The organism is Metabacillus endolithicus (assembly GCF_023078335.1).
In the GTDB taxonomy this organism is placed as follows: Bacteria; Bacillota; Bacilli; order Bacillales; family Bacillaceae; genus Metabacillus; species Metabacillus endolithicus.
Genome location: NZ_CP095550.1, coordinates 2,034,497 through 2,052,524 on the forward strand (window position 1 = coordinate 2,034,497; position 18,028 = coordinate 2,052,524).

Sequence of the window (18,028 nt, forward strand, 5' to 3'; positions counted from 1 at the left end):
TCAACCCTTTAAGTTATTAATATAATTTTTCACTAGAATTGAATTGATGTTATAGGGATTATGATATTTGCTTCCCTTTACTTTAAATGATAGTGAATTAAGGTATTGAACATAGTTACCCGTAATTCCGTACCATTCCATCGGATCTTTATGATAACGGCTGTACAACTCTTTTTTATTATAAACCTTCTTTAACAGAGGATAGAGTGCCCCATATTTGTTTTTATAAGAAGTAGTCTTTCCAACCGGATTGTTCGGCTTATCAAAGTAATCCGGATACATGTGATGCAAAGTATAATCATATAAGTATTTTTTAAAACGTTGATCAACCGGAACCTTTAGGAAGAATTCTACGAGAAGGTCATCCCACAGTGGAATTTCCCAGCCCTGATGATAGAATTCGTATACTCTTAATGAGTTAATAATAAATTTCCCTTGTCGTTCCTTCCAATCCCAATACTCAAACAACGCACTTGCTTCTTCACGATTTTCATAAGGTAGTCCTTGAAGTTGTTCAGCAATAGACGTATGTACAGCCTTCGTAACCTGATGATCATTTGTCATCCATAAGCGATGATGCTTTTTCATAATTTCCTGAACAATTTCGTCTATTGTGTATGAGCGATCAATCATTAACTCATACGGAATATGACTTCCCGCAATAAAATCTCCTGAATGACCAGGCATAAACACATATTCATGATCTTGCGCATCTAAGTTTTGCAGAAGACTTTTCACTGCCGGCCAATCTTGAATATGGGCGATTGATGATAGATTCGTTCCGAAATCTTGATAATTTCTCCACTCATCTGAATGATACCATTGAAACCAATCGCTTTTTGTATAAGGAAAAACTGACCAATCTAAGCCAAGACGGTTCGCAATTTCCTTACTCCGTACCGCTTCCTTGCTTGTTGGAACACCATATGTGAAGGTTGTGATGTTTTTAACATCATATTCCTTTAACAACAGAGCAATAATACGAGAATCATATCCCCCACTTAAAGGGATAATCACTTTTTTATCTTTTATACGCTTAACCATTTGATCAAACGTTTGATGAAAAAGCTTTGCCAATACATCAGCTGCTTCCTCTACATTCATTTCCATTGGAGAATGATAATATCGGAAGTACGTTTCTTGAGTGAGCGTTTTTCCGTTAAAAATAAGAAACTGACCAGCCTCAACTTGGTACAACCCGTGATAAAGAGTACGATTGCCCGCTGCATACCCTGTTAAAAGAAATTCAGAAACCGATAGATCATGAAGCTCAGTATCAACATCACTTTGTGAAACCTGATCTTTAATGATGAGTCGGTCGTTTTTTTGTTGATAAAACAGAGGAATTGTTCTTTTACGATCAACTGCAGCAATTGTTTGCTCAGGATCATGATAAACAAGTGCAAACTCACCCTTAATTTTCTCAAAAAATTCCCGATGAAAGGATAGTTGAATAAGTTCATCAAGAGAGTTACTCGTAAACAACTTATCTTGATAGTAAAAGTATCCCCTAAAATATAATTCTTTATTGTCTATTTTTAACTGTGACCAGCTATTTGAAAGAGTCAGGCTCACATTATTGATTTCCAAGTCAATCACCTAATTTGCTGTTTCGTGGATTGTTTTTTTTCTTAGCTCTTTATCAACACGAGTGATAAGCAGGGTAGCAAGATACACGCCCCAAGCTAGAACGATGTATAGTGGAGATAATCCATTTTCCTGTACATAAACAATCCCGATCGTGCCGATAAGCATAATAAGAAAAATTAAAGACATTTTCCAGTATGAAACTGGTACATAGTATATTTTTTGACTTTTGATAAAAATATAAATAACCGCTATGATATTTGACACTAAGAAAGCCACAACGACTCCCCATATTGTATACTTTGGAATCAACAGAAGATTTAATACAATATTCAAAACGGCCGCTGCCATAAATGCATAGGAAATAATTTTTGTTTTCTTTTGAAAGAAAATTCCTACTGAAATAATTAAATAGTAGAAGTTTAAAAATGTTGCGGCTGCAAGCAGTGCTACATATTGATAAGCAGATTCATATCCATCTCCTAGCAATAAAATAACATAAGGCATAATGGTTGCCACAACGAGTACCCCGACTGTACCCATAATTAAAATAATCAGATACACCTTCGAAAAGAGCTCTTTACTATCAGGCTTGTCCTTTAATGACATTGAATAAGGTCTCCATGCCATTTGAATCCCACTTGTAACAAGCGTGATCAGTGCCGCAAATTTCGTCGCAACTCCATATATCCCAACATCTTCAGCTGTTTTCATAAACGCTAAAAAGAAGGAGCTGGAGTTTAAAATGACCCAGAATGCGATTGAAGCTGGTACTAGTGGTAGTCCGTACTTTAATAAGTCCTTTAAAACCTCTTTATTTATCTTAAAATTGATCGCTTTAGCTAAAGGTCGAGCCAATAAAAGGACAATCAGCACTCCACTAATAATGCGCGCATAAATAATTCCTTCAACAGATTCTATAACCAGTTCAAGGAAAAGATAGGAGCCAATGGCTACCAATAGCATTTTCAAAACAGTGAGAATAACAACCTTAAGTGTTTTAAATTCATATCTTAACACCGTTAAAACAAGAGCTGATAAGGTATCTAATAATAAAATCGCTATGCTCAGATACAACAGATAAAGTCCATTGTCTGACTTTAGTAAGGTGTCTGCAAAAAACGGACCTACAAGTACAACAACAAGAAAAAGAAGTAAAACCATAGCTAATCGTATATTTAATACATTTTGTACATATACTTTTCGCTTGTTTTCATCCTTCGTATCAAAATAATAAAAAGCTAACGCAGAATCTGTTCCTAGTATAACTAAAAACAGCAGCATCGAAGTCCATCGGTCAATAATATCAACTGGTGCATATTCTGGAGCAGTTAAAAAATGTGTATAAACCGGCATCATAATGAATGCAATCATTTTCGTTCCAACATTCATTAATGCATAAAGGAGGGAATCCCCTCCTAAGCCTTTTAATTTCTGTAACACCTATAACAGCTCCCGTTCCTCAACCATTCGTACAGGTTTAGCTGGGAAGCCTTTTACTACTGTTTTTTGTTCTGTATCTTTTGTGACCAGTGCACCTGCCGCAACAAATGTTTCTTCTTCCACAACAACGCCCGGTAAAAGGATTGAGGCGCCTCCTACACGTGCTGCGCGTTTTACGACTGCACCTTTAATTTTATCGAAGCGTTCTTCCGTACGTCCCATAAAGTTATCATTTGTTGTTGTCACACATGGTGCGATAAAGACGAAATCTTCAAGTGTGGTGTAAGCTGTGATGTAAGCATTTGATTGAATTTTTACTCTGCGACCGATTTTCACATAGTTTTCAACCGTTACGCCTCTACCAACAATACATTCCGGTCCAATTTCTACGTTCTCACGTACACTCGCTAAGTCCGCAACAAGTGTGGAAGACCCGATTGTTGAGCCGGCATAAAGCACTGCATTCGTACCAATTGTTACATCATCTCCTAATTGAAGAGGTGCAACAGCTCCTGAAAGCTTGACAGTTGATGTTTTCCCCGGTGACGGCTGTTTTCCTAATACAGCTCCATCTGCAATACGAACTCCATTACCAATCACTGTGCCATCATAAATTGTTACATGATTACCGATTGTTACGTTCTCACCGATCTTTACATTTTCGCCGATCACATTAAAGTGACCAAGTGTAACTGAATCGTTCACAACTACTGTTGAATGGATACTATTCATACGATCCGCTCCCGTCCCTATTACAGTTTGATATATCTCTCTGGCTTTTTCGCAACTTCTTTTAATGCATTACGAGTATCAAATACAACACGGCTGCTGTTTGCAATCATTTCATAATCAAATGTTGTATGATCTGTTGCAATTAATACTAAATCAGCTGAAGATAATAGATCTTCTGTTAGAGCAACTGTTTCAATTTGCTTATCAATTAAACGGAATGCTGGTACAAATGGGTCAACCACTGTATAATCCGCACCCTCTTTATCTAAAATCGTTAAAATATCTAAAACTGGTGATTCACGAACATCATCAATATCTTTCTTATAAGCAACACCTAAAACCGCAACTTTTGCTCCACGAAGTGCTTTTCCATCATGGTTTAGAATGCGCATCATACGATCTACAACTAATTCAGGCATTGAGTTGTTAATTTCACCAGCAAGCTCGATTAAACGAGTATGGTAGTTGTATTCACGTGCTTTCCATGTTAAGTAGAAAGGATCGATTGGAATACAGTGACCGCCAAGACCAGGACCTGGATAGAACGCCATAAAGCCGTATGGTTTTGTTTTTGCTGCATCAATCATTTCCCAAACGTCGATTCCCATTTTTTCACAAAGAATCGCCATTTCGTTTGCTAACGCGATGTTAATGTGACGGAATGTGTTTTCAAAAATTTTCTCCATCTCCGCAACAGCTGGGCTTGATACTTCAAACACATCTCCTTCAAGAACAGCACGGTATAATGCAGACGCAACCTTTGTACAATTTTCTGTTACACCACCAACAACTTTTGGTGTGTTTTTCGTTTTAAATTGCTTGTTACCTGGATCTACACGTTCTGGAGAATACGCAACAAATACTGTGTCTCCACATACTAAGCCTTTTTCTTCTAATGCCGGTACAACGATTTCTTCTGTTGTTCCAGGGTATGTTGTTGATTCTAAAACAACTAACATGCCTTCACGCGCATACTTCGCGATTTCTTTTGAAGAGCTTTCAACATAAGAAGTGTCAGGCTGTTGATGGTGGTCAAGTGGTGTTGGTACACAAATCGCCACAGCATCTACTTCTGTAATACGGTTATAGTCTGTTGTTGCTTCAAGCATGCCAGACTTGATGATTTCTTCTAGATCTTCGTTCACAACGTCACCAATATAGTTTTGAGCGTTGTTTACTTGATCAACACGACTTTGTTGTACATCAAATCCAATTACTTTAAAGCCAGCTTTTGCTTTTTCAACCGCTAACGGTAAACCTACATATCCTAAACCAACAACTCCGACAACTGCTTGTTTATTTTCAATTTTTGCTAAAATCGAATCTAAATGAGACATTATGTTCACTCCTTTATTGTAAAAAGACTTTCTTACCTGTTTCCGCTGATTCTAAAAACGATTCAATAAGCTTTACAGGTGCTAGTCCGTCTTTACCAGTTACCACTGGCTCTGTATTTGTTTCAACTGCACGAACCATATCCTCGATAATCCACTGATGACCAGGTTTGCCAAATGGATCTTCTTTAATGTTTTCGATTAGTTTGTTCTTTTCTTCTTCGTTTATATCACTAACATTCAATGTTTCGAAATAAATCGCGTTCGGTCCGCCTACTTTAACTGTACCCGCTTCACCGAAAATCGATAGAGATTCTTCAAGGTTTTTCGGATAAATCGTTGTTGCTGCCTCAATCACACCTAAAGCACCACTTTCAAATTCAACAACACCAACTGCTACATCTTCTGTTTCAATGTCACGAAGACGAGTTGCAGCCATAGCTTGAACCGACTTAATTGGCCCCATGAACCAAATGAAAAGATCTAAATTATGTATCGCTTGGTTCATTAATACACCGCCGTCAAACTCCTTCGTTCCTCTCCAAGCAGCTTGATCATAATACTCTTGGCCGCGATTCCAACGAACTGTTGCATTCGCATGACTCAGCTTACCAAACAATCCCTTAGATTTAATATCCTGAAGAGCACGAATTGCTGGACGGAAGCGATTTGGGTGAACAACAGAAAGCTTGATATTCGCTTTTTCTGCAATCGCAATAATCTTCTCAGAATCACTGCTCGTTAACGCCATTGGCTTTTCCATCACAATGTGCTTGCCCTTAGCTGCAATGATTTCAGCAAGCTTAAAATGAAGTCCTGATGGCACACAAATATTTACAACATCAATATCCGTTTGCTGCTCAAGCATTTCATTTAAATCCGTATAAACGTTACATAACTCTTTATATTCCTCTAGGCGCTGTTCGTTTGTGTCACAAACAGCCACAAGATTTGCACCTTCAGCATTATTAATCGCATCAATATGTTTTTGAGCAATAAAACCTGCTCCTACAATCGCAAAATTAATCATTTAATGCCCTCCTAGCTTCACGAATGTATCTCCAAAGTAATAAAACAACTAACATTAGAAAAAAGCTCAGTGCAAAAGAAACAACTGCATTTTGAACTAAGTAATTGTCTGATTGGGTGATGCTTTCGGTAATAAATTTCGGCTTATCAAATAATGCTAAGTCCGTTTCCATTCGCTTTCCAGATGTTTCATATTCAAAGACAATTTCACTCATTGTAGCAGCTGCTACTAAAAGATCGGTATCTACTATTGCCTCATCTTCTACAGCCGCAATTGCATCAGTATACTTAGGTAAAAGCTTTTCATTTTCCTCAAGGCTTTTTTTGTATAATTCAACTGCATCATTTGTCAAATTGTACCTTAATTGATATTCAGCTTGTAAATCCTCTGTGTAGGTTGTCACTAATGAACTAAGTTTTTTATGTACGTCATCTTTGTTATCATCAATAACTTTAATTTGAACTTGCTTACTCTTTATCACTGAAAACTCGACATCAGTATCTGAATCCTCTTCAAGATATTTAGCTTCCATTAATAAAGGGTCTATTAATTCACCCTTTTTAATATCACCTGTATAAAAAATCGCCTTCCCAACATACTCCCTACTACTAAACATTGAAAATGCAGACACAAGGAGGCAAATGACTAATGGAATACCGATAAGCAGCCACTTTTTTCTCCAAAAAAACACTAAATTTTTATAAAACAGATATTCTTTTTTTCGGACATTATATTTACCCTTTCTTTTACATTGGATAAATGGAAAGAACCCGCCTCTTGGCGAGCTTCTTTCCAAAAGCATGTTCTCTCAAAAAGTCCTATAAAAGACTTTTATTGATAAAATTTCGTTACACATTCAACAACATATTTTTGTTGTTCTTCCGTTAATTCTGGGAACATTGGTAACGAAATAGCTTCCTTAGCCGCCTTTTCCGTTATTGGGAAGTCTCCTTCTTTATATCCAAGATCCTTGAACACAGGTTGAAGGTGTAACGGCTGTGGATAGTAAATCATTGTTGAAACGCCTTGTTCTCCTAAGAACTTTTGAAGCTCATCACGTTTCTCCACACGAATTGTATATTGATGGAACACATGGTAGTTCCCCTCAACCTCAACAGGTGTAACAACTTGCTCACCTAGTGAAGCTTTTAACAATTCAGTATAACGGTTCGCAATTTTTCTGCGCTTTTCGCTCCAATCATTTAAATGTGGGAATTTCACATTTAAGATTGCAGCCTGCATTTCATCTAAACGGCTGTTATAGCCAAGAACATGATGATAATACTTTGGCTTACTTCCATGAACCCTGATCACGCGCATTTTTTCTGCAAGATCTTCATGCTTTGTTACAATCATACCTGCATCGCCATATGCCCCAAGGTTTTTTGTAGGGAAAAAGCTATATGTAGCTGCGTCACTTAATTGACCAACTGTATTTCCTTTGTATGTAGCCAATTGCTTGAGCCGCGTCTTCAATTACGTATAAATTATGTTTTTTCGCAATTTCCATAATTGGATCCATGTCGGAGCATTGACCATAAAGGTGAACCGGCATGATTGCTTTTGTTTTGTCTGTAATTTTCTCTTCAATTCTAGCAGGATCAATATTGAATGTAACAGGGTCAATATCTACAAATACAGGAGTCGCATTGCATCTAGCAATCGCACCAGCTGTTGCAAAGAATGTAAATGGAGTTGTGATTACTTCATCACCAGCTGTAATTCCACTAGCTTGAAGTGCAATATGTAAAGCGTCACTACCATTTGCAACACCAATCCCGTAAGGAACATTACTATATGTAGCAACATCTTGCTCTAATTTTTTTACATTATCACCTAAAATAAAGCGCGAAGATTTCATAACCTCATCTAAAGTTTGAAGCATTTCATCACGTAGAGTCGCATATTGCTCTGAAAGATCGAGCATAGGTACTTTCATAAAAGAATCGTCTCCTTTATAACTAATAAAGATTTTACAATCTATGATATTCTACCACAATTTATGAGATAATTGTCACTAGCTGTCGTTTATTTCTAATTGTAATAATCGTAATGTTTGTAATTTAGACAATTTCTAGCGTAACCTCCTAGATAGTGTGTCCAGAAATCTTCTTTTTAGTTTAAAAAAGAACAAATTGTTTAAACTAAACCCGGTTAATATTCGAAACATTTCCTCTAATTCCCTACCAATTAAAAGGAAGTAGTAGGAAAAATCACAACTTGTTATGATATAATTATGGTCGAACATTAGAGAAAAATGGGGAATCAGACATGTCAGTTATGTTAAATCAATATACAAAATTAAAGTCTCGTTCTGAAATAAAAAAGTTAGAAAAACTAGTAAAACAAATTAATGCATTAGAAGCAGAGCTACAAGCTTTAACTGATGAAGAGTTACGTGCTAAAACTGCACAATTTCAAGAGGCGATACAGAATGGTAAAACGTTAAAAGACATTCGTGTTGAAGCTTTTGCTGTTGTAAAAGAAGCCGCATCACGTGTTATTAATCAGCGCCATTATGACGTTCAGCTATTAGGTGGTCTTGTTTTAACAGACGGTAACATCGGGCAAATGCAAACGGGTGAAGGGAAAACATTGATGGCTTCTCTTCCAAGTTATTTATTCGCTCTTCAAGGAAAAGGCGTTCACGTCATCACTTCAAATGAATACTTAGCACAACGTGATTTTGAGTTAATTGGACAAATTCATCAATTCCTTGGATTAAACGTTGGTTTAAATGTTGCTGATTTATCACCTGTTGAGAAAAAGGCTGCATATGCTGCTGACATTACGTATGGAACTGGAACTGAATTCGGTTTCGATTATTTACGTGATCATATGGTACTCAGTGAAGCTGACAAAGTTCAACGCGGTCATCATTTTGCCCTTATCGATGAAATTGATAACACATTAATTGATGAAGCAAGAACGCCATTAGTTATTGCGAACAAATCGACTATTTCATCTGAACTTTTCGCCATTTCGTCTATGCTCGTTAAATCTCTTAAAAAAGAAGAAGATTATGAATTGAATCTTTCTTACAGACAAGTTCATTTAACAGAGCAAGGTGCTGCTAAAATTGAAAAGGCTTTTGGAATTGATAACATTTACAGTGCTAACGACCAAGTACTTTATCATTTCATCAACCAATCTCTACAAGCACATTTTATCTTCAAAAAAGATCGCGATTATATTATTCGCGACGGAAAAATCGAATTGGTTGACTCCTTCACAGGTCGTGTTATGGAAGGCAGAAGCTTAAGCTACGGTCTTCATCAAGCGATTGAAGCTAAAGAAGGCTTAAAAATTAATGAAGAAAATATTACACAAGCATCTGTTACGGTTCAAAACTATTTTAGAATGTACTCAACTCTTTGCGGTATGACAGGTAGTGCCCTTCCTGCTCAAAAAGAGTTTTTAGAAACGTACGGCATGGATGTTGTGAGTGTACCAACAAACCGTCCAAACCAACGTATTGACCAAGAAGACTTAATCTATAAGGATCTAGAGTCAAAATATAATAAAGTCGTACAACTGGTTAAAGAAATGAACGAAACAGGTCGACCAATTTTAATTGGGACAACCTCGATCGAGCAATCAGAAACCATCTCAGAATTGTTAACAAAAGAATTTGTGAAACACCAGCTGCTTAATGCAAAAAGTGCTGAAGAAGAAGCGAAGATGATATCTATTGCTGGTCAAAAAGGAATGATCACTATCGCAACAAATATGGCTGGTCGTGGAACAGATATCCTTCTAGGTGAAGGTGTTGCTGAGCTTGGCGGCCTTTATATCCTTGGTACAGAACGTCACGAAAGCTTACGTATTGATATGCAGCTAAGAGGTCGTGCCGGTCGACAAGGTGACCCAGGTTCAACACAATTTATTTTGTCATTAGAAGATCACTTAATGAATCAATTTGACGATGAAGAGCTTGAAAAATATAAGAAAAAAATTAAAACAAACGAAGAAGGGTTAGTTCTTAGTCCAAATCCGTTGAAATTTTTAACAACCGTACAAGATACTGTTGAAAACAGTCATTACTCATCAAGAATTCACTTATTAAAGCTCGACGATGTACTCGATCAACAGCGTAAAGTAACTTATAGTAAACGCAATGAACTGCTCAACACGTCTGAGATTGCCGAGCAGTTTGAAAGTGAAATGAATGAATATCTTGATTATCTAGTTAAATCTTCAGCAACAGATGATATCGACGTAAAAGATGATAAACTTGAATTTTTCATTTATCAAATCAATGAATTATTTGGATTAACACTAAACAAGAATGAGCTAGTTGATCTTGAAGAAGATGAACTATTAGAACTTGTTAAGCCGACAGCAACAGAATTCTTTGCTTCTCTAACAGAGCTATTAGAAGACGAAACAGTGAAAAACCAAGTAAGAAATATCATGATCAAAACATTAGATCAAATGTGGCTTGAACATATGGAACGTATCGAAAGCCTAAAAGAAGGCATTCACTTACGTGGCTATGCCCAAGAAGATCCTTATCGTTTATTTACAATGGAAGGCTTCGAACTTTTCAACGAAAGCATGACAAGCTTCCAATACAATATGGCAACAAAAGTGTATGCGTTCAAAAAAAGTGTAGAAAAGGAGGATGAGTAACGTGACAACAACTGAAACTGTTGAAACAACATTATCCATTCATCCTGATTGGGATTTAAGCAAGCAAGAATATTACGTTTATCAATTTCATCACAACCAACTAGACCTGCTAAAAGAAAACCAAATTTCGATTACTGGTATTAAGCTAGAGGAATTTGATGACTTGATCTATGTCACAGCATTTATTCGTAATACCCTTCCGAAAGGCATTAAGTTTGAGCTATTAGATTTATTAATTCTCAACAAAGACAAAAAGGCCGTTGCAAGAGAAACATTCGACATGGAAAAATTCGGAGAGCTTCCTGCAAACAGCTGCCGCCCTTGGTCATTTGTTTTTGAGAAATCTAGCTGGAACAATGAAGAAGGCATTTCATTAGAAGACTGGCAAATTGCTTTTGAATTAAAAAAGAAACCAAATGCTGTCCATCAGCTAGATTTAGAACAAAGCTGGGAAGAAAACCTATCAAAAGAACGCAAAGAGCATTTCAAGCAGCTTGTTGAGAAAATGCCTCCTCTTAAGCAAAACGAAGTGAACATTATGGGGCTTGAAGCAAAATTCAACGATGAACAAAATCTTGTGGTTACCCTGCTTATCCGAAATGGTAGCTTAAAGAACATTCATCTTGAACAACTTCCACTTGTTGTTGAAGATGCTAATAAACAGATCGTTGCAAAAGGTGTTTTTACATTAAATAAGTTAGAAGTAAAAGCAAACACTAGTAAGCCTTGGACATTTATTTTCCCAAGGACTTGATATTGAACCATCAGCCTGATTTATCTAAGTGGAAGGTGTATCCTTTGACTGGAGAGCAGAAGGCTTAATAGATTGTAGTAGTGAAAGAGGTTGGATTCCTTATTGAATCCAACCTCTTTTTGTTATTTTTATTTATGGTTGATGAAGGGCAGATTTTTTGGGTACGCTGAGTGTTTCTGTCTCGATTCAGACTTTATCGAGACTGCTTTCTGTCACCACCGACTGTTACTGTCCCGATTCACACTGTATCGAGACTGCTTTCTGACTCCACTGACTGTTCCTGTCTCGATTCACACTGTATCGAGACTACTTTCTGACTTCACCGACTGTTCCTGTCTCGATTCACACTGTATCGAGACTCCTTTCTGACTCCAACGACTGTTCCTGTCCCGATTCACACTGTATCGAGACTCCTTTCTGACTCCACCGACTGTTCCTGTCCCGATTCACACTGTATCGAGACTCCTTTTCTCATCCATCACCTTTTTTTGTCCCAATTCGCACTGTATCGAGACTCCCTTCTGACTCCACCGACTGTTCCTGTCCCGATTCACACTGTATCGAGACTCCTTTTCTCATCCATCACCTATTTTTGTCCCAATTCGCACTGTATCGAGACTCCTTTCTGACTCCAACGACTGTTCCTGTCTCGATCCACACTGTATCGAGACTCCTTTCTGATTCCACCGGCTGTTCATGTCCCGATTCACACTGTATCGAGACTCCTTTCTGACTCCAACGACTGTTCCTGTCTCGATTCACACTGTATCGAGACTCCTTTCTGACTCCAACGACTGTTCCTGTCTCGATTCACACTGTATCGAGACTCCTTTCTGACTCACCACCTGTTCCTGTCCCGATTCACACTGTATCGAGACTCCTTTCTGACTCCACCGACTGTTCCTGTCCCGATTCACACTGTATCGAGACTCCTTTCTGACTCCACTGACTGTTCCTGTCTCGATTCACACTGTATCGAGACTCCTTTCTGACTTCACCGACTGTTCCTGTCTCGATTCACACTGTATCGAGACTCCTTTCTGACTCCAACGGCTGTTCCTGTCCCGATTCACACTGTATCGAGACTCCTTTCTGACTCACCACCTGTTCCTGTCCCGATTCACACTGTATCGAGACTACTTTTCTCACCCATCACCTGTTTCTGTCCCTTTCGCGCAGTATCGAGACTGCATTCTGACTCTACCGACTGTTCCAGTCTCAATTCACAAACTATATTCAATTCCCTCTCAATTAAGCCCTAATAAAGATAATTTCTTATAACCTCCTAACCTTTTTCATCTAAATTTCCCCAATATATAACTACGGACATATTAGTAATAAAATATTCTATCCCAAATCTCAATACAAAAAACCCCACAGAAAATTTTCTCTGTGGGGTTTTATTCCTTTTAATGCGGGGAATAGTTAACTAAGCCTTTATCATTCGGCAGATAATATCCGCCGCCTACATTTAACCTGTCACCGTCTATTGAATAAACTCTAGCACGTTCGCCTGGTTGAATAACTTTGTGAACAGAGCCATCTGGCGCATACATGTTTACCGGCTTTTTAGCTGTCGCAAAACCTTTGTAAAGTAGAACAGAACCATCATTTTTCAGAACCTGTAATCCAGTTTCTTCAGATCCGCCAACATAGACATATTGGCTATCATAATCATAAACTCTTAGATTATGACCTGGTCCGTAAGTTGTGCCTTGTTCTGTTAATTTACCATCTTTTAAAACATATAGCTTAATATTTTCTCTTGTGTTAGCTCGAGCAATCATCACAACCATGTTTGGATCATAACGTTTAATATAGTAGTCTCCACCAACGTTATAATAATCACCCATGGCACCGAACAGTTTAATCATTTCACCTTTTACAAGAGTAGGGTTTCCTTCATTTGTTTCGGTAATAGTGAACGTTCCGTCCTTATTATCTCTTAACAAAGGAACATCATCGCGAATGATCACTCTACCAACAGGCTGACGATGATTTGTCGGGAACGTTGCATGAGGAACTGTAAGTGTTGCTGGTTCCATTCCCTGTAAATTTGATGTAGCCATGTAACCTTCTTTACCGTTAACACTTACTTTAAAGAAGGAAAAGAAGTTTGCTGAACTAGTAGATTCATATGGTCCAGCTAGTATTTTCACTTTGCTATGCGGCTCCACTTTGGCGATAACAGATGAATTAGCGGAAGTATCAGGGTAGTTACGAAGGTTTGAAACACCATTAGTTACACTGCTTTTTGATGTATATACCACATCTCCAACTTCCAACGCTTGCATAGAAGGTGTATTCCAGCTATCAATATCATATTGAAGCTTTGTAAACTGTAATGTTCCATCACTCTTATAAGATGTTGCGATTTTAGGTGTTGCTGAAATTTTCACGCCCGTATTATCTCTTCTTAGATAATCAAAAACTTTTTCTTGATAAGGCTCAGCATGTTCATTTGGATCGTTACGTTTTGATAGTCCGTTATAAAAGCCCAAACTGCAAAGTACCAATGCTCAATTTTTGAACGGTCATGACCATTGATTTTCGGGATGAAGCTATAACTCCATTTTTCGTTCAGGATCTGAGCACCTATTTTAATATTGTACTCTGTATCCGTAAGTAGCTTTTCCTTACTTATCTTTTTATCTGCTAATTCTTGATCAGATAAAGTGATTTGCATCATTCCGATTCCGCCGTCATCACTGACGATCGGTTCACCATTGCTGTCAAATTGTTTCATGCCTGTTTCGCTATAAGCAATGGCCTTTAAAATTTCAGGAGGTATATTGTATTGTTTTGCTACCTCAACAATTAATTCTTTTTTCTTTTGATACGATAACTCATCATTCGCTGCTTCTACTGATGATAGATTAATAGAACTTAGAACAAGCGTGACGATCATCAATAGGCTTAGACTAAGCTTACGCATGCCTGATTCCTCCCCTATTAGTTCGAGAGAATGATCTCTTCAACAGCCTTTTTTCGTTCTTCTAGCTGTGTTCTTATTTCATTAAGGCTTTGGTAAGATCCTACATGAAGTGTATTACCATAGGCTTTAATTTCATTCGCTCGTTTTTCTAGTCTATCATACTTTTCCAGTAGATTACCAGCTTCATCTAAGTTTCCAGCTTCTACTGTTTGTTCAATCGTATCTAGTAAACCGTACATAGATACCTCATAGATAACTGTTTCTCTAGCAATTTTAGCTGGTGTGATTGATTCTGTGTTAAATCGTTTACGTAGATCTGAACCGTATAAACGACTGTATACTGTTTCACTTTTCTTTATATTTGATGAATGCTGATGATATAAATTAACTGATTCATCTGTTAAATTTTGATTTGTAATCATTGTGTTAGTTAATTGCTTTGTGCTTCCTGCTAAATTAGCAGATAAATTAACTGAATCTATTACATGAGCTGTTCTTAGTACATATTCTTTCGCAGCTCCACTATCAGCTTGCTTACGAATTTCGTTATATGTTGATAACACACCTTGATTTTGTGTTGTTGTGTCTGATGACATATAGTGCTGAGAAGCTGTTTGCCATAGCTGCTTTGCTTCTGCATCAACAGAGTTTAAATAAGTAGACAACCCTTCAAGACGTTTAGCACCCAGATATCTAGTATTCCAATAAGATTCTTCTAGCTTGCTAACTGTAATACCTTTAGATGATGAAGCATGAACAAACTCATTATTTCCAATATATATACCAGCATGTGATGCTCCCGGCTTATATGTAGTAAAAAAGACAAGATCTCCAACTTCAGGGTTACTTACTTTTGTAAGATCGCTTGAGGCATACATATCTGCGGAGGTTCTAGGTACTGAATATCCATATCCTTTTAATACATAATTAATATATCCCGAGCAGTCAAAGCCACTTGGAGACATTCCACCAAAACGATAAGGAACTCCTAAATACTTCTTACTCTCTTGAATAAATTGCTGTTCATTTATTGTAGAATCCGCGAAGGCCTTAGAATGCGCTACCAAAAATACAAACGAACATAACATAAAAATGAATAAGTGCTTCTTCATAACAATCACCTCTCTAAATGTACCTCTTTATTCTACCAAGCATATTGTCTCTGTTACGTTACAGTAACGTTAAATTTGTCGCTTTATATTACAGTTTCTTTACAAAATGAAATAAAGTTCGACAATCATCCCTTTAATTGATCTCATTTTTCGATTAAAAACAGAGAAAAACCCACAAATTTACAATAGATTTGTGGGTTTTTGATGTCGTTTATTGAATAGAATATGTTTCTTGTAATAATTGTTTGATAGATTCGTTCACAAGAATAGAAATCTTCTCAACAAAAAGTTGCTGCTTTTCATTTACTAACGCTAGTTTTTGTTCATCACTTTGTCCTGCTTCAATCTCTCCCTGCAGAACAAGGATTTCTTCACCTAGTAGAACCACTTCTTTAAATGTGCTTAATTCAGAAAGCTTAATAATCGCTTCATCATATAATACTTTGGATTCAGCATCTAAAGAAGATTCATCAATAAACGTTACTTGTTCTTCAGCATGATAAATTGAATCAAGTATGCTTAAATCACTGCTGATTGTTGTTAAGCTTTCGTAATCAGCATATAACTGTTCAATTTCTTGGAAGAAAACAGTCTCATCTATTCCTACAATTTCTTTGTATTGCTGAATTAATGAATCTCTCAAAGTAACAAGCTGTTCTTCAATTTCTGGATGATCAGGATATTTACCAGGGTATAATTTATTACCTGCTTCTTTGATTTGAACAGAACGATCTTCTAGACGTTCTAATACAGCGAATCTCTCTTCAATCTGTTCAAGTTGTTCATTATTTAGTTCTTTCTCAATAATTTTCAAGAGATTATATCGAGAAACTTCGTAAATAACAGATTCTCTAGCAATTTTGCTTGGACTAATATACTTATCGCGGGTTAATTGACGATATTGACTACCATAAATACGGCTCATCACTTGTTCAGCTTTGTTAATGCTTGATGACATCGCATTATACTGAACCACGAAGTTATCATCAATTTTATTTTGATTAATTAGTGATGCAAAACGACCTTTTTGCTCTAAAAGCTGATCTCCTACATAAACCGCATCTATAAATCTAGCTGCATCCAGCTTACGACTCTTCGCTTCAACAATGTATTGTGATAGGAAGTCACGGTCACTCTTTGTTAAACCAGGAAGCGATTGTTCAGCTGTTTTTATTAAGCTACCTGTTTTGTTGTATAGAGAGATAAATGAAGTCGTAGCCTTAATATCCGCCGTCGTTTTAAGATTGCTTGTGTGATAAGGTCTTAGTGACTTACTAGCTAAAAATGCATCGTTTACTTTTTTCGTTGCTGCTGCCTTTACCGGGTTATATTTTGTTAAAAATAACTTATGACCTTCATTTGCAGCATAAAGACCAATTGTTTTATTTTCGTTCCAAATACTTGAGAAATAAGAAAGTGGTACACTTGTTTCTCCTACATATGGTGAGATTTCAATCGTAAACGCAGGGCGTTTGTAATGTGAGATAAACCAATCTGTAAGTCCTCCACCAGATTGATATCCCTTAGGATAAACAAGAGAATATCCCGTTGTTTTACCAATATATTTTGCTAAAGCATGATCTCGGTCATACCATGAACCGGTTTGATGAAAATCCCAATATAAGATTTCACCACTACTATGATAGCTTACAACCATTTCCGGTTTTGTTTTATTCGTAAAGTCAACCATTGTAATGGTTTCTTTAGCGTAATTAGCTCTTGGGCCCGGGTAGTTTTTAAAATATGGACGGCCGGGACTGCAACAGATGTTATTCCAATCAGCATCATATTGTCTATTAAGATCTATCCCCTTAGCATTTGCTTTCCAGCGGCGGAAATCCATACTACCATCATTCATTTTTTTAATGGCTGCATGATCTGAGCTAGGAAATTTCTTTAAACCAAATTGCTGCAAAGTAACACCATCAGGATTAACCATTGGAACAAACCAAATTTTTGAATTGTTTAAAATTGATCTAACATTATATCCATGATAAGAAGAACCATTTTTATAGGCATTCGCATATTGATCAATCATGTTCATATTGACCATTGTAGTCATCCATTCCCTCGCATGGTGAGATCCGTTCACCTGAACAACGGAAGTTCCCTTTCCTAGTGAGACCGCATAGATGTTTCGACCGTACTCACTTTTCCCAATCACTTTATATGAAATTAAATCAGGATAAGCTTGTGCAAGTTCCTTAATGTCCTGTTCCATGATTTCGTACGTATAAACTTGATTATTGTTCACATAAGAAGCAGCAGACGTGCTTTCTGGAAGTGCAAACAATACTACTAACGTGAATAAAAAGAAAAAGTAGATAATTGCTTCGTCCTCAACCTTAGATCCTCCTCATGACCTCGTAATCTATAACCTTACTAATCATATCAAATTTCGACATTGTCGTGAGGATTTTTTCAAAAAATGTCATTTCCTTTTTCTGCTTTGATTTACTAGATTTTATT

Annotated in this window: 12 protein-coding genes and 1 pseudogene; 2 read left to right on the forward strand and 11 right to left on the reverse strand. The window is 37.0% G+C overall.

The window, feature by feature from the left end; genetic code table 11:
* The 7 genes and pseudogenes from MVE64_RS10690 to MVE64_RS10720 all read right to left on the reverse strand — a co-directional run bounded on the left by MVE64_RS10690 (position 1) and on the right by MVE64_RS10720 (position 8,065).
* On the reverse strand, positions 1-1,590 hold the full coding sequence (locus MVE64_RS10690) for an asparagine synthetase B family protein (RefSeq protein ID WP_247346334.1): 1,590 nt from the start codon (positions 1,588-1,590) through the stop codon (positions 1-3).
* Between the two features lie 9 nt (positions 1,591-1,599).
* Positions 1,600-3,030 carry a lipopolysaccharide biosynthesis protein gene (locus tag MVE64_RS10695; RefSeq protein ID WP_247346336.1) on the reverse strand — a complete coding sequence of 477 codons (1,431 nt, stop codon included), beginning with the start codon at positions 3,028-3,030 and terminating at the stop codon, positions 1,600-1,602.
* Positions 3,031-3,762, reverse strand: coding sequence for an acyltransferase (locus tag MVE64_RS10700; RefSeq protein ID WP_247346338.1), 732 nt, complete (start codon positions 3,760-3,762; stop codon positions 3,031-3,033).
* 20 nt (positions 3,763-3,782) lie between these two features.
* Positions 3,783-5,099: a nucleotide sugar dehydrogenase gene (locus MVE64_RS10705; protein ID WP_247346340.1), complete on the reverse strand. Its 1,317-nt coding sequence runs from the start codon at positions 5,097-5,099 to the stop codon at positions 3,783-3,785.
* A gap of 13 nt (positions 5,100-5,112) precedes the next feature.
* On the reverse strand, positions 5,113-6,126 hold the full coding sequence (locus MVE64_RS10710) for a Gfo/Idh/MocA family protein (protein ID WP_247346342.1): 1,014 nt from the start codon (positions 6,124-6,126) through the stop codon (positions 5,113-5,115).
* Positions 6,119-6,922 (reverse strand): hypothetical protein, encoded by an 804-nt coding sequence (locus tag MVE64_RS10715; RefSeq protein ID WP_247346344.1) that lies wholly within the window; start codon positions 6,920-6,922, stop codon positions 6,119-6,121. Before MVE64_RS10715 ends, MVE64_RS10710 begins: the two co-directional genes overlap by 8 nt.
* 35 nt (positions 6,923-6,957) lie before the next feature.
* A pseudogene (locus MVE64_RS10720) lies at positions 6,958-8,065 on the reverse strand (DegT/DnrJ/EryC1/StrS family aminotransferase).
* Between the two features lie 332 nt (positions 8,066-8,397).
* Between MVE64_RS10720 and secA2 the strand changes: the two are divergent.
* Together secA2 and MVE64_RS10730 are read left to right on the forward strand one after the other, a co-directional pair.
* Complete coding sequence (gene secA2 / locus MVE64_RS10725; protein ID WP_247346346.1) at positions 8,398-10,758, forward strand: accessory Sec system translocase SecA2; 2,361 nt, start codon at positions 8,398-8,400, stop codon at positions 10,756-10,758.
* A 1-nt stretch (position 10,759) separates the two neighbouring features.
* On the forward strand, positions 10,760-11,512 hold the full coding sequence (locus tag MVE64_RS10730; RefSeq protein WP_247346348.1) for an accessory Sec system S-layer assembly protein: 753 nt from the start codon (positions 10,760-10,762) through the stop codon (positions 11,510-11,512).
* A gap of 1,409 nt (positions 11,513-12,921) precedes the next feature.
* Here the strand turns inward: MVE64_RS10730 and MVE64_RS10735 are convergent.
* The 4 genes from MVE64_RS10735 to MVE64_RS10750 form a co-directional block, all read right to left on the reverse strand.
* Entirely contained in the window at positions 12,922-14,013 is a 1,092-nt protein-coding gene (locus MVE64_RS10735; RefSeq protein WP_247346349.1) for a hypothetical protein, read from the reverse strand.
* A complete protein-coding gene (locus tag MVE64_RS10740) occupies positions 13,929-14,447 on the reverse strand; it encodes a transglycosylase SLT domain-containing protein (RefSeq protein WP_247346351.1) in 519 nt (172 codons plus the stop codon). The genes MVE64_RS10735 and MVE64_RS10740 overlap by 85 nt, the downstream gene beginning before the upstream one ends.
* Before the next feature lie 17 nt (positions 14,448-14,464).
* Positions 14,465-15,559, reverse strand: a complete 1,095-nt coding sequence (locus MVE64_RS10745; RefSeq protein ID WP_247346353.1) for an NlpC/P60 family protein — start codon at positions 15,557-15,559, stop codon at positions 14,465-14,467.
* 211 nt (positions 15,560-15,770) lie between these two features.
* Positions 15,771-17,852: a M14 family zinc carboxypeptidase gene (locus MVE64_RS10750; protein WP_247346355.1), complete on the reverse strand. Its 2,082-nt coding sequence runs from the start codon at positions 17,850-17,852 to the stop codon at positions 15,771-15,773.
* Between the last annotated feature and the right edge of the window lie 176 nt (positions 17,853-18,028).